11 protein-coding genes are annotated in these 13269 nt (G+C 64.8%); 1 reads left to right on the top strand and 10 read right to left on the bottom strand.

Translation table 11 applies throughout. The features are described from left to right. Positions 1-7: 7 nt before the first annotated feature. The 8 genes from BOH68_RS16625 to BOH68_RS16590 form a co-directional block, all read right to left on the bottom strand. Positions 8-838, bottom strand: coding sequence for a DUF1365 domain-containing protein (locus BOH68_RS16625; protein ID WP_077373383.1), 831 nt, complete (start codon positions 836-838; stop codon positions 8-10). Then, positions 835-2181 carry an NAD(P)/FAD-dependent oxidoreductase gene (locus tag BOH68_RS16620; RefSeq protein ID WP_077373386.1) on the bottom strand — a complete coding sequence of 449 codons (1347 nt, stop codon included), beginning with the start codon at positions 2179-2181 and terminating at the stop codon, positions 835-837. The genes BOH68_RS16625 and BOH68_RS16620 overlap by 4 nt, the downstream gene beginning before the upstream one ends. Before the next feature lie 74 nt (positions 2182-2255). Beyond that, a complete protein-coding gene (locus BOH68_RS16615; RefSeq protein WP_077373389.1) occupies positions 2256-3056 on the bottom strand; it encodes an SDR family NAD(P)-dependent oxidoreductase in 801 nt (266 codons plus the stop codon). 86 nt (positions 3057-3142) lie between these two features. Next, positions 3143-3625, bottom strand: a complete 483-nt coding sequence (locus BOH68_RS16610) for a nuclear transport factor 2 family protein (RefSeq protein WP_077373503.1) — start codon at positions 3623-3625, stop codon at positions 3143-3145. A gap of 89 nt (positions 3626-3714) precedes the next feature. After that, a complete protein-coding gene (gene phrB / locus BOH68_RS16605) occupies positions 3715-5166 on the bottom strand; it encodes a deoxyribodipyrimidine photo-lyase (protein ID WP_258038191.1) in 1452 nt (483 codons plus the stop codon). Between the two features lie 150 nt (positions 5167-5316). Continuing rightward, complete coding sequence (locus BOH68_RS16600) at positions 5317-6228, bottom strand: MerR family transcriptional regulator (protein WP_077373395.1); 912 nt, start codon at positions 6226-6228, stop codon at positions 5317-5319. Between the two features lie 272 nt (positions 6229-6500). Next, on the bottom strand, positions 6501-6887 hold the full coding sequence (locus BOH68_RS16595; RefSeq protein ID WP_254696575.1) for a sirohydrochlorin chelatase: 387 nt from the start codon (positions 6885-6887) through the stop codon (positions 6501-6503). A 54-nt stretch (positions 6888-6941) separates the two neighbouring features. Then, positions 6942-8093, bottom strand: a complete 1152-nt coding sequence (locus BOH68_RS16590; protein WP_170877365.1) for an NAD(P)/FAD-dependent oxidoreductase — start codon at positions 8091-8093, stop codon at positions 6942-6944. A gap of 159 nt (positions 8094-8252) precedes the next feature. Here BOH68_RS16590 and BOH68_RS16585 point away from each other — a divergent pair, with 159 nt between their 5' ends. Then, positions 8253-9185, top strand: coding sequence for a TIGR01777 family oxidoreductase (locus BOH68_RS16585; protein ID WP_077373400.1), 933 nt, complete (start codon positions 8253-8255; stop codon positions 9183-9185). A 79-nt stretch (positions 9186-9264) separates the two neighbouring features. On the opposite strand, the gene BOH68_RS16580 is transcribed toward BOH68_RS16585, so the two are convergent. Together BOH68_RS16580 and rapA are read right to left on the bottom strand one after the other, a co-directional pair. Then, positions 9265-10029 (bottom strand): pseudouridine synthase, encoded by a 765-nt coding sequence (locus BOH68_RS16580; RefSeq protein ID WP_077373403.1) that lies wholly within the window; start codon positions 10027-10029, stop codon positions 9265-9267. A gap of 166 nt (positions 10030-10195) precedes the next feature. After that, entirely contained in the window at positions 10196-13138 is a 2943-nt protein-coding gene (gene rapA / locus BOH68_RS16575; protein WP_077373406.1) for an RNA polymerase-associated protein RapA, read from the bottom strand. Positions 13139-13269: the final 131 nt, after the last annotated feature.

Here is a 13269-nt window from a genome sequence, read left to right as displayed (position 1 = left end):
GATGTCCTCATGACGGATGCCGAGTCTCTGGCTGAGGGCGCGGATGATCGAAGATCGGCACGCGCTTGAGCGCCAGACGCAGCGCCTCGTAATGGATGCCTGCCACGGTCTTGAGCGTCATCCACGGGAAGCGCAGCAGCAGGCGGGTCATGGCGCGTGGAGTCGCGGGTTCCAGATGCAGGCTCAGGCTGGCATCGAAGAGTGATTCCCCGGGCTTGCGTGTCACTTCCTCGCCCAGTGGATGATTTTCCATGTGCAACAGGAGCTCATCGTTGCTGGGGTCATTGAAGCGCCAGTGATAGCGCATGCCCATCGGCATGAAGGGCGAGACATGCAGGCGCTTGTCGAAATGCGCCGAATGCATGCGCCGTCGCGAATCGGTGCGCGAGGCATACAGCACACGCTCGCCCCAGGGAATGTTGGTCACCTCACCGAGCACGGCGCCCAGCTGGCCCGTCGCGTGGTAGAGGTAATAGAGTCGGATCGGATTGAAGCCCACCCCGAAATGCCGCAGCTGGGTCAGCAGGAAGATGCGGCCTTGCGGCAGGGGCGCATGATCGCCCGCCATGGCGAGCTCGCGTCGACAAGCCTCATGGACACGCTCGATCAATGGGCCATCCGTCAGACCGTGCAGGGCTGCCGGGAGATGGTCGCGCTCGCGGAAGGCCAGCGGTGCCGCCCGACTGGCGCTTGCCAGACGCCGGCCTGCCATCAGGTCCGGCAGCTCATCCAGCGCCAGCCACGCCATCGCGACGCGATAGCGAAAGGCATGCTGGCGCGGCGCATGGCGACGATGGCGCAGCGTGCCGTAGCCGATACGGCTGGCGGGCGCCTTCAATCGTCTGCCTCGCGGGCACCCAGTGCCTCGGCGACGCGCAATGCACTCCACACGCCATCTTCATGGAAGCCGTTGCGCCACCAGGCACCACAGAAATGGGTGCGTCCCACCGGGCCACCGGGCCGCGGCGAGACACCGGAGATCTCCATGAAGCGCTGCTTGGCGGCCTCGGCCTCAAGCGTGAAGCGCGGGTGGTCATAGGCGTAACGGCCCAGTACGAGGGCGGGGTCGATGGCATCGCTGTCGTTGAGCGTGATGCAGAAGGTCTCTCGAGGCGGATAGTCGCGCTCATCGAGGCGCTGCAGGATGTTCATGTCGTAGGTGACGCTGGCTCGCTGGGCGTCATCCCGCCCATCGAGACGGTAGTTCCAGCTCGCCCAGGCCTCACGGCGCCTGGGCAGCAGGGAGGTGTCGGTGTGCATCACCACGTCATTGCGCTGGGTCGTGATCGCCGAGAGCACGTCCTGCTCACAGGCGCTGGCGTCTTTCAGCAGAGCCAGTGCCTGAGGCGCATGACAGGCCAGCACCACCTGATCGAAGCGTTCGCAGCGCCCATCGACGTGCTCCAGTGTCACGCCGTCGACATCGCGCCGTATCTGGCGGATCTCGCTGTTGAGGTGAATGCGCTCGGCATAGCCCTCGGTCAGCGGGGCGATGTAGCTGCGTGACCCACCGATCAGCGTGAACCATTGGGGACGATCGTTGATCGACAGCAGGCCGTGATGGCGGAAGAAGCGCACGAAGAACTGCAGCGGGAAGCGCTCGATGTCCGCGATGCTGGCGGACCAGATCGCCGCGCCCATCGGCAGCAGATAATGCTCGCGAAACACCTGCGAGTAGCCGTTGGCGTCGAGATAGCTGCCCAGGGTCGCGTCCTCGGCGAGCCTGCCGCTGTCCAGGTCCGCCGCGGCCTGCTGATTGAAGCGCAGGATGTCACGCAGCAGTCGATAGAAGCGCGGACGCAGCAGGTTGCGTTTCTGGGCGAACAACGACAGCAGCGTATGGCCGTTGTACTCGAAGTCCTCGGCGGTGGTGTGTACCGAGAAGCTCATCTCGGTGGGCTGGTAGGCGACATCGAGACGCTCCAGCAGGCGCTGGAAGTGGGGATAGGTGCGGTCGTTGAAGACGATGAATCCGGTATCGATGGCCCATTCGCTGCCATCGGCGGTCTGCACGTCCATGGTCGCAGTGTGGCCGCCGAGACGCTCGGCCGACTCGAAGACATGTACCTCGTGGTGACGACTGAGGTAGTAGGCCGCTGCCATGCCGCTGATGCCGCTGCCGATGACGGCGATCCGCTGGCGGGAAAGAGGAGCTGTTGCCTGTGACGTCGTTGTATTCATGCCACTCCAGAGAAGGAAGACCTGCGATCAAGAAACATGCTGTTCGTGGCAGGCATCCGCCTGCCTGATGTCGGTCAATCTCGCGTCATGCGCAGCCCGATCTGGCGGCGCAACGTCGGCGGTAGAATGCCCAGCAGCTTCACCAGCAGCGTGAAGCGCCTGGGGAAGTGGATATCGAGCCGGTGACGCGCCAGCCCTGACACGATCGCCTCGACGGCCTGATCGACCGTGACCTGCATCGGCATCGGGAAGTCATTGCGCTCGGTCAGCGGTGTCTTGACGAAGCCCGGATGAATCACGCTGACATCGATCCCCTGGGCATCCAGGTCCAGCCGCAGCGACTCGAGGAAGTAGCTCACTGCAGCCTTGGAAGCTCCGTAGGCTTCGGCGCGTGGCAGCGGCAGGTAGGCCGAGGCACTCGACACCGCCGCCAGCTGTGGCCGCTCTCCCCCCTGCGCGGCAGCCGTGCGAAGCAGGGGCAGCGCGCTCTCGATCACATCCACGGCTGCCTGGAAATTGGTGGCGAAGACTCGGTGAACCAGGTCGGCCTCGAAATCACGTGCATCCAGATATTCGCAGGTACCTGCGTTGAGGAGCATCAGGTCGAGTCCACCGAAGTCTTCCTCGATCTGTCGTGCGGCCGTGCGGATGGCATCACGGTCGGTGAGATCCAGCGTGATCACCAGTGCATCACCGGGGCCTTGTTCGGCGTCGGCCGCGATGGCCTTCAGCTTGTCGGTGGAGCGTGCGCTCAGCACGACACGATGCCCATCGGCCAGCAGGCGACGCGCCAGCCCTTCACCGATCCCGGAGCTGGCACCGGTCAACCAGATGTGCTTGCGTGTCGTGGCTGGGGGCCTGGCTTGACTGGGCATTCTCTCTCCTTGGCGTGTTCGCCTGTCGCGATGAGCGCACCGCTTGACTGTCGGTGGGGGATGTCATCTGCGTGCCTGGGAGCACATCAGTCCATGCGTCGCTTGAGCAGCCTGATCACCTTGCCCAGCAACGGCACCTGCTCGTAGAGCAGCTCGCCGGCATCGAAGAAGTCACGGTGCCGACATACCTTGCCGTGTCGGAATTCGAGGCGTGAGGCACCTTCCACCACGATATCGCTGCCGCCGTTCAGGCGCGGATGGCGATAGGTCATCGTCCAGCTCAACCATGCCAGTCCCTGCTCCGCGCTCTCCCACGTGTCCGGTGCCTCATGCGACGTGGCGGCTGGCTCTGGCCGAGTCGGGCCCAGCGGATGATGAAACACGAAATCAATCGATGAGACATTCGTGTACAACCCTGAGAAATACTGGTTGAGCGCTTCGAGGCCCTGAACTTCGTGCAGAGGATCGCGAAAAACGACATCGTCACTATAGACTGATTTCAGCAGCTCTGTAGAGGTTTTGTCCAGATTTTCGTAAAGGCGACAGACCCGAACCAGCGTCGGACTCATCTCGGGGGGCAGCGATTGCATGGCTGTGCTCCTGACGTCGAGGCAATGAAAAAGCGGCCCGCTGGAGATCAGCAGGCCGCCTGGCAGGGTCATTCGCTTCTGGTGAGCGCCTTGAAGGCATCGAGGGCTCGCTGGCGGGCGGCCTTGTGGTCGACGATCGGGCGCGGGTAGCCACAGGCATGGCAGTCGTCAGCCGTGGGCTGGTGACGACGCTTGGCGGGAAGTTCGGCCAGCTCAGGCACGAAGCTTGCGATGAAGTCGCCGTCCTTGTCGAAGCGTTGCCCCTGGGTGGTGGGGTTGAAGATGCGGAAATAGGGCGCGGCATCGGTGCCGGTCGAGGCGGCCCACTGCCAGCCGCCATTGTTGGCCCCCAATTCACCATCCACCAGGTGTGCCAGGAAGTAGGCCTCACCACGGCGCCAGTCGATCAACAGGTGCTTGGTGAGGAACATGGCCGTCACCATGCGCAGGCGATTGTGCATCCAGCCGGTCTCGACCAGCTGGCGCATGGCGGCATCGACGATGGGGTAGCCGGTACGCCCTTCGCACCAGGCGGCGAAGCCTGCGTCATCATCGCGCCATTGCAGGGCTTCGGTATGGCGCTGGAAGGGGCGGTGGCGATTGACGCGCGGAAAGCCGACCAGGATGTGCTGGTAGAACTCGCGCCAGATCAGCTCGTTGACCCAGGTGGTCAGGCCGACATCACCGTCGGCGAGACTGCCGTTTTCCGCCAATACCGCCGCGTAGCACTGTCGAGCCGAGATCATGCCGAGCGCCAGATAGGGGGACAGTTCGCTGGTGCCGCGCGTGGCGGGCAGGTCGCGCTGCTCGTGGTAGCGGCGCGCCCGGAAGGTCATGAAGCGCTCCAGGCGCTCCTGGGCGGCATCCTCGCCGGCAGGCCATCGCTCCGCCTCCAGCGGCTCGCTCGGCCCATGTCTCACGTCGACGCTATGCGTGTCGGGAAGCGCGGGAATGGCGTCTCCCGAAATCTCGCGGCCCTCGGCGTCTCGGGGCGCATCCTGCACCGCGGGAGCCTCGTTGAGCGCCAGACGCCGCGCGTCGATCTCCTTGTGCCAGCGCTTGGAGAAGGGTGTGAAGACGCCGTAATAATCGCCCTTGCCGGTCAGCAGTTCGCCGGGCGTGAAGGCGAGCATGTCAGTGTAGCGATGCAGGCGGATGTCGCTGTCGGCCAGGCGCGCGCGGACGAGTCTGTCGCGTTCGCGCTCATTGACGGCGTACTCGTCATTGAAGTGCAGCGCCTGGACGCCAAGTTGCGTGCACAGCGTGGCCAGCGCTTCGGGTACTTCCGCGAAGGTGTCGCAGTCGAGGACCTTGAGCGGGATGTGATGGCCGGCGAGTGCCTGCTGCAGGACGTGCAGACCGCGACGCAGGAAGTCGAGCTTGTTGGCACCATGACCATGGGTCATCCACTGGGCATAGCAGGGGATGACCACCGCCACCACCGGGCCGCGTGCGGCCGCTTGCGAGAGGGCGGTATTGTCATGCACGCGCAGGTCGCTTCGCAGCCACACGAGCTGCAGAGGCTGTCGGCTTGCGTCGGAGTCAGCCCCGGATTCGGTGTCCGTACCGGGAGACCGTGAGGCGGTGGCTGTGCGGGATGTGGGAGAAGGGGCAGGCATGAAAGCTCCTTTGCGGTCGGAAATGTGCATCGCGCAGGAGCTTCGGGGGGATCAACGAGCCAGCAAGGACCTCAGGCGGACCACCGCTTGAACGGGGTCGGCCCCGAGACCTTCCAGGGGCCCGTCCACCAGCTCCTGCTGGCGAATCTGGGCGGCCGGGCCAGCGATGGCCAACGGCACGGAGAGTTGTTCTGCCACCCGCGGCAACTGGCGGCGCATGACATCGCTGCGCTCGGCCTGAGTGCCGACCAGGATCACGGCCTGCGCCTGGAATCGCTCAGCGGCCAGTGGCAGCTCGGCCAGGGGCAGCGGGCCATCCAGCAGGCTGACGTGATAACCGGCATCGCTGGCGACCAGCGCCAGCAGCAGCAGCCAGCTCAACCCCGGTTCATCCGGCAGGCGCGTCAGAGTGATGTGCGGGGCATGGCGCTCCTGATTCGCGAACATCAGGCGGGCGCCGATACGTGAGCGCAGGAAGCTCTCGAGGAAACACTGTGCCAATCGGGCCCCGAAGGTCGTGGTGCCACGCTCCTCCAGCTGTTCGACCACCGGCTTCCACAGGCGTTCGACCACACTGTTGACCGGATACAGCGCCAGACTCTGGTTGTAGAGCTCCGCCAGCCGAGACTCATCCTGGGCGTCGATGGCGGCCATGATCAGTTGCTGCTGGCCGCCCCAGCTACCTTCATCCGGCATCGGCGCCGTCTCTGGCTGGGGCTGATCCAGCAGCTCTCGCACCTGACTGACGGGCACGCCCCTGTTGAGCCACTGCAGGATGTGCTCGATGCGCTCGATGTCCTCGCGGGCATACAGGCGATGTCCCTTGGGCGTTCGGCGCGGTTCGATCAACCCGTAGCGGCGCTCCCAGGCTCTCAACGTGACCGAATTGACGCCGGTCAGGCGTGAGACTTCACGGATCGGAAACAGGGGCGAGCTGGCAGTTTCCGTGGCCTTGTCAGTCATGGATGGTGTTACCTCTGCGGTGACGAGGCATCCCGGATGAAGCACGAAGAGGAACGAAGCACAGAAGTGGGAACTGAAGCATTCGAAGCGCTGCGGGATGCCGGCAATGCATCTTGTGCATTAGCTGTACATGTGGGGCTCAGGATGGCGCAGCCGCCTCGGCCTGACAAGTGGCATCACGCGTCAATTCACGTCGCATATTCGACGCGCAGGCCTGAAGGTGGCATCGCAGAGCCTTTCCGGTTCGCAGTCTCTCTCGGGTCATCGGGTCATCATGCGTTGTCCTGTTGCTCCACAATCTCGATCAAGGCCTCGACAAACGCTGGATGGGCACCCACCGGGTCCAGCAACGTGATCGGACAATCCGGATGCTGCTGGCGGGATGTCTCGAGCATGGCGGGGACGTCTTCGCGCAGATGGCGGCCCGCCGCAAAGAACAGCGGCAGGATGTCGATACGCGCCGCACCGTCTGCCGCCAGGGCGTCGATGGTGTCGGTCAGCAGCGGGTCACACAACTCCATGTAGGCCAGACGTGTCGGGCGCTTCAGGCGACTGGCGAGCGAGGTCTCGAGTGCCTCGAAGGGCTCGCGCCAGCGTGGATCACGCGAGCCATGCGCCAGCAGGATCAAGGCGTCATCCTGGTGTTCCATCTTGCTCATGAGGGCTTCCTGTCATGGGGGGAGATCGTGGGTCAGTTCTCTGAGCTCGTGAGCTCATGAGTTCAGCGCGTCAGCCAGTCGCTCTGCCGCTTCGCGTCCTGACAGCCAGGCATCTTCGACTCGCGGTCCTTTCAGTGCATCGCCCGCCAGGCTCAGGCCGTGCTGACTCATCGGCGAGGCGGGCATTGCCTGAGGTGCGCAGCGGGTCGGATGAGCATAGCGCCAGCGATGGGCCGTGAGCGATACCTTGTCTTCACTCCAGTCCTCGCCAAGCGCCTGGATCTCGGGCAGTGCCGTGAAGGCTTGCCAGAGTGCCGCGCAGATGTCCTCAGGCGAGTCTTCCAGGTGAGTCTGGCTCCAGCCGGCGGTGGCCAGCAGGCTCAGGGTCTCGCGAGCCCCCGAGGGGGGCTGGCGGCCGGGGCGCGAATGCTGTCGCATCACGCAGCGCAGTGGGGCGTCATCTCCGCGACTGACCAGCAGCCCCTGCCAGTCCTCGATGCCTGCCAGGGCCGGCAGCGGTGTCTCCAATACGGCCATCACGGTCCAGGTGGGTGCCATCTCGATCCGCGAGAGCAGGGCGCTCAGCTCGGGCGCCAGAGAGTGTGAGGCCTGTTGCGCCGAGGCCGGCACGTTGCCTTCAGCGTCGGTACCGGCGTCATTCAGCAGAGCACGGGCCTGAGGGGCCGGGGCGGTGATCATCACATGATCAAAGGGACCATGCCGCTCGCCGTCCCGGTCCTCAAGCTGCCAGCGAACCTTGCCGCCCGCCGCTTCATCGCGGACCAGGCGTGTGATGCGCAGGCGAGTGTGCAGGGTGGCATTGGCCGGCAGCTCCTCGCTCAGGTGGCGGCTCAGGGCGCTCATGCGCGGACTGGCCACATAGCGGGCAGAATCATCGCGAAGCCGCTGCCATTCCTGCGTGTCAGACGCTGTCTTGCCCAGACGCAACAGCCTGTCACCCCAGGGGGCGACGATACCGTCTGCCCGCCATGTCTCGAGCGCTGACTGGAAGCGCGGATCACGCGCGGTGAAATACTGAGCGCCGATGTCGAGGGGGCCGTGGGGAGTGCGCCGACTGGCCAGACGACCGCCCGGGCCGCGTCCCTTCTCGAAGATCGTCACCGCGTGACCCTGCGCTGCCAGGTACGAAGCAGCAGAGAGACCGGCGATACCGGCACCGATGATGGCGATGGACGATACTGACATCAGGCAGGGCTCCTGCTGGGGAAGATGGACCGGGAGGATGGAACATGAAATGACACCGGCATCCCTTGAAGTTAACTTCTTGTGCAGGATTGTACAATAAAGGTATAGATTCATGGCAAGAGTTGGCACACTCGATGCTTCATCGCCGAGGAGGACAGCATGCGAATCTTGATCACGGGGGCAACGGGATTTGTCGGTCAGGCACTCTGCCGCTCACTGGCCGCGGCCGGGCATGAGCTGGCAGTGGTGTCACGTCGTCCGGAGCGGGCCGAGCGGCAGTTCGCCGAACTGGGCATCACCCTGAAGGCGGCGGATTCGGCGCTGATGTTCAAGGACTGGCAGCCACAGGGCATCGTCAATCTGGCGGGGGAATCGATTGCCGGGAGGCGCTGGAGCGAGGATCACAAGCAAGAGCTGCGTCGCTCGCGGCTGGAAACCACCGAGCATCTGGTGCTGCTGTGTCAGCAACTGGCGGCTGAGGGGCAGGCTCCCCAGGTGATGGTATCCGGTTCGGCGATGGGGTATTACGGCGCGCAGCCCAAGGCGGGCGAGCCGGGTGATGTCGAGATCGACGAGCAGGCAACGCCTCACGATGACTTCAATCATCGCCTGTGTCGCGACTGGGAAGCGGCCGCCATGCCAGTCTCGGACTGTGGTGTTCGCCTGGCGATCATCCGCATCGGTCTGGTGATGGAAGCGGATGGCGGAACGCTCGCCAAGTTGTTGACGCCCTTCAAGTTCGGCTTGGGTGGGCGTCTCGGCGATGGCCGTCACTACATGCCGTGGATCCACCGCCATGATCTGATCCGCATCATCGAGCGTCTGCTGGAGGATGAGGACTTGAGTGGGGCCTTCAATGCCAGTGCACCGCATCCGGTCACCAACATGGGCTTTACCCACGCCTTGGCGCGCGGTCTGGGGCGCCCAGCGATCCTGCCGCTGCCGGCCAAGGCCCTCAAGCTGGGGTTGGGAGAGATGAGCACGCTATTGCTGGAGGGCGCCCGCATGGTGCCGGCGCGTCTGCTGGCCGCAGGCTTCACCTTCGACTACCCGACCCTCGACGTGGCCTTCGCCGACATCCTGAGAAAGTGAAGGCCTGGTCTGATGCTGCAGGACTTGCCCCTGGTGGCTAGAGCTTGGTGGCTAGAGCCTCTTGGCCAGAACCTGGCGGCTAGAACGGCAGCGGAGCGTTCAGCACCAGCGATGGCGCGTCGCTGCCTGTCGCTGACGGAATCACCAGCTGTGCGGCATGCAGCAGCAGGCGAGGGCTGGCATTCAGTGCCGCCCCGCGTGCATAGAAGCCATCACCGATGATGGGATGGCCGAGCGCCAGCATATGCAGGCGCAGCTGATGCGAGCGCCCGGTATGAGGTGTCAGCAGGACACGGCTGGCGGCGAGGGTCTGAGGCGAGCCATCCGGGCGCTGGCCATCGAGCATCAGGTGACGCTCGACTTGATAGTGCGTCAGTGCCGGTTTGCCATGGAGGAAGTCGACGATCTGCCGCGGTCTGCGCGGCCAGTCACAGCGCAGCGGCAGGGCGATGCTGCCCTCGTCGGGCGTGAGATGCCCTGCCACCACGGCCACGTAGCGTTTCTCGAGGGTGCGCGACTGGAAGAGGCGCGACAGCCGCCGCTGTCCCTCGACATTGCGCGCCACCAGCAGCACCCCGGAAGTTGCCACATCCAGCCGATGCACGGCACGGGTGTCCTCGCTCAACCGGCACAGGCGCGAATGGACGCTGTCGAAGCGTGAAGGGTCGCGGCCCGGTACCGAAGGCAGCTCGGCCGGCTTGTCGATCGCCCACCAGTCATCGCCTGCCGCCAGCAGCGTCAGCCCCACTCCCTCGACACGCGCGACCTCCTCGGCAAGGCGTTGTCCCTGCCAGCCATGCTCGGTCGTGGTGTCGGGTCGGCTTTCTGGATGTGATGTCGCCATGACGGTGCTCTAGGGTAGTAGGGGTTGGTCGGTCAGGCCCAAGAATAACGCTTTCGGCGACTCACAATGAAAAGCGCCCCACTTGCCGATGGCAGGTGGGGCGCTTTTCTTGCGTCATTGGCAAGCTGTGACGTCAGGGGCTACCTGACGTCACGTCGCGGGCAGATCAACGTTCGTGAGCATCCACGGTGACGATGACGCGCACGCTGTCCAGACGCAGACGCGTGGTCTCGATGGCGCCATCGAGAGCGGCACGCTCCTGGCGCAGCGCTTCCAGCTCTTCCTCGCGCACCGACGGGTTGTGGCTGGCCAATGCTTCGAGGCGGGCGAGCTCCGCGCTGAGCTGCTCACGCATCTGCTGCTGGGCCTGCTCGACGATGCTCGGCAGTTCGCGCTCGGCTTCCTGCTCGGCGTCGCTCATCAGCTTGCGCAGTGTCGCGTGGCTCTGCTTGATCAGATCACGCGCGACCGCCTTCTTGACCGGCTTGAGGTTCTTGGCCAGCCCGCCGAAGGAAACCTTGTCGGACAGGTTGCTGCCGTTTTCATCCAGCAGTACCCGGATGGCGGTCGGTGGCAGGAAGCGACCCAGGCGCAAGCCGCGCGGTGCGGTGGACTGGGTGCGGAACACCACTTCCGTCATCAGGCGACCGCCCGGGATCGCCGGGTGCTTGAGCAGTGCCAGCGCCGTGTTGCCCATGGAGCCATCGATGATGCGCACCAGCATCTCGCGGACCAGCGGGTGCTCCCACGACAGATGCTGGACATCTTCGCGTGACAGCGCCGTGGCGCGGTCGCTGGTGACGCTGAAGCCTTCCTCGCCCTTCACCAGCCCCGGCAGGCCGTCGAGCATGTGCGGGCCTGGTGCCAGGTAGGTGATGCCATCGCCGAGGTCCCGGCTCTCGATACCGAAGATGTCGAAGGCGCGCTCCAGGTAGCCCGGCAGCGCCTTGTCGTTGTCCAGTGTCTCGATGGCGGCGATGACTTCCGCGGCGCGCTCGTGACGACAGGCATTGAGTTCCAGCAGACGGTTGCGACCGGACTGGCGCTCGGCCTGCAGGGCGTCGAAGCGTTCGCGGGTCTGCTCGATGATGCTGTCGATCTCTTCGCTGTCGAGCAGGGCTTCTTCCAGCTCGTCACCGAATTGGGAATACAGCTCGCTGCCGATGCCGTGGGGCGCACTGAAGGCGTCCATGCCATCGCGGTACCAGCGTAGCAGCTGGGCGCCCGGTGAGCCTTCGAAGACCGGTACGTGGATCTCGATCGGGAACTGCTGGCCGATGCGGTCCAGACGCCCGATGCGCTGCTCGAGCTGGTCCGGATGCACCGGCAGGTCGAACATCACCAAGTGGTGGCAGAACTGGAAATTACGGCCTTCCGAGCCGATTTCCGAGCACACCAGCAGCTGCACGCCTTCTTCCTCGGAGGCAAAGGCGGCGGCGGCGCGATCACGCTCGACCAGGCTCATGCCCTCATGGAAGACCGGTGCATGCACGCCGCCCAGTACGCGCAGGCCTTCGGACAGCTCACGCGCGGTATCGGCGGTGTGACAGATCACCAGCGCCTTCTCGTTGCCGAGGTCGGTCAGGGTTTCCAGCAGCCACATGACGCGCGGGTCGATCTGCCACCAGGGCTCGGCGTTCATGCGGTCATCAGGCAGGGCGCGGTACATCTCGTCGAGGAACAGCACCACCTCGGGGTGGTTCATGCCGGTCTCGATCAGCAGGTCATCGAGGTAGTCCTCGTCACGCTCCAGCTTGCGCACCACACGCCGGTAGGAGGAGGGCAACTCCAGCTCGTGGACGTGCAGACGACGCTCGGGGAAGCCTTCGACGTGGGTGCGCGAGTTGCGGAACATCACGCGGCCGGTGCCGTGGCGGTCGAGCAGCTGGTCACGCAGCTGACGACGTGCGCTGTCCCGCTGGGCGTCATCGCTGTCGCTGTCCATCAGGGTCTCGAGCAGGGCGCGGCTGTCGCCGTCATCCAGCACGGCGGTCAGGCTGTCCAGGCCGCTGGTGTCAGTCGGCAGGGCGTCCAGGCTGTCGATGGCCGAGGCCACGGCGACGTAACCCTCTTCCTCGGCCTTGAAGCGCTCCAGGTCGTGGTAGCGCTCCGGGTCGAGCAGGCGCAGGCGCGCGAAGTGGCTCTCCAGCCCCATCTGCTCCGGTGTGGCGGTCAGCAGCAGCACACCGGCGGTCTGGCGGGCGAGTGATTCGACGCAGGCATAGCCCGGGCCGACCTTGTCTTCGCTCCAGTCGAGGTGGTGGGCTTCATCGACGATCAGCATGTCCCAGTCGCAGGCGGCAGCCTGGACCTGACGCGACGGGTTGGCGAACAGCCAGTCCTGGCTGGCCAGAATGATCTGGTTGCCTTCGAAGGGGTTGCGCGTGCCGTGGGCCTTGCATTGTTCTTCATCGAGCAGCGAGACATCCAGCGCAAAGCGGCGCAGCATCTCGACCAGCCACTGGTGGGTCAGGCTCGCCGGTACCAGGATCAGGGCGCGACGGGCACGACCGCTGAGCAGCAGGCGATGCAGGATCAGGCCGGCTTCGATGGTCTTGCCCAGGCCGACTTCATCGGCCAGCAGCACGCGCGGTGCGTGACGGCGCGAGACCTCATCGGCGATGTACAGCTGGTGCGGTACCAGGTCGACCTTGGGGCCGGAGAGGCCCAGCGCGGGGCTCTGCTCGACACGATGGAAGTGGCGCAGGGTGCGGTAACGCAGGTCGAACCAGTCATTGCGGTCGACCTGGCCGGTCAGCAGGCGGTCACGGGCCTGGTTGAACTGCATCTTGTCGTTGAGGCGTGCCTCGGGAAGCTCGAGCAGCTCGCCGGCGCTTTCGCCTTCACGTTCACAGATGTAGAGGATCTGGCCGCGCACTTCCTTGGAATCATCGACGATCAGCCATTCGCCATCGTCGGACTGAATGCGGTCGCCATTGCCGAAGGCGACTCGGGTCAGGGGCGCCTCGCGGAGGCTGTAGGTGCGGGTTTCTTCGCTGGCGGCAAAGAGGACGGTAACCGTGCGGAAATCGACATTGAGGATCGTGCCAAGGCCGAGATCGGCCTCACCATCACTGATCCAGCGCTGACCGGGAATGAAGTCGCTCATGATGCCTCGGGGTAGGACAAAGACGGGAATCGGGAATACAGGGGCGCGGTATCTTACCGGATCACGCGCCGTGGCTTAAGCGCCTTTTGTCCTTGTGAGGCGTCTTTGTCCTCTCGTGTCGTCACTGGGCG

Origin of the sequence: Cobetia sp. MM1IDA2H-1 (assembly GCF_002916775.2) — a bacterium.
Taxonomy (GTDB): domain Bacteria; phylum Pseudomonadota; class Gammaproteobacteria; order Pseudomonadales; family Halomonadaceae; genus Cobetia; species Cobetia marina.
The sequence above is the reverse complement of the archived record's forward strand: the minus strand, read 5'-3'. Positions and strand labels throughout refer to the sequence as shown.

Bases quoted from the DNA above. Each gene is read 5' to 3' on its own strand.
- rapA (WP_077373406.1), bottom strand. From the start codon at position 13,138: ATGAGCGACTTCATTCCCGGTCAGCGCTGGATCAGTGATGGTGAGGCC.
- BOH68_RS16615 (WP_077373389.1), bottom strand. From the start codon at position 3,056: ATGCCCAGTCAAGCCAGGCCCCCAGCCACGACACGCAAGCACATCTGG.
- BOH68_RS16585 (WP_077373400.1), top strand. From the start codon at position 8,253: ATGCGAATCTTGATCACGGGGGCAACGGGATTTGTCGGTCAGGCACTC.
- BOH68_RS16590 (WP_170877365.1), bottom strand. From the start codon at position 8,093: ATGTCAGTATCGTCCATCGCCATCATCGGTGCCGGTATCGCCGGTCTC.
- BOH68_RS16580 (WP_077373403.1), bottom strand. From the start codon at position 10,029: ATGGCGACATCACATCCAGAAAGCCGACCCGACACCACGACCGAGCAT.
- BOH68_RS16600 (WP_077373395.1), bottom strand. From the start codon at position 6,228: ATGACTGACAAGGCCACGGAAACTGCCAGCTCGCCCCTGTTTCCGATC.
- BOH68_RS16620 (WP_077373386.1), bottom strand. From the start codon at position 2,181: ATGAATACAACGACGTCACAGGCAACAGCTCCTCTTTCCCGCCAGCGG.
- BOH68_RS16610 (WP_077373503.1), bottom strand. From the start codon at position 3,625: ATGAGTCCGACGCTGGTTCGGGTCTGTCGCCTTTACGAAAATCTGGAC.
- BOH68_RS16595 (WP_254696575.1), bottom strand. From the start codon at position 6,887: ATGAGCAAGATGGAACACCAGGATGACGCCTTGATCCTGCTGGCGCAT.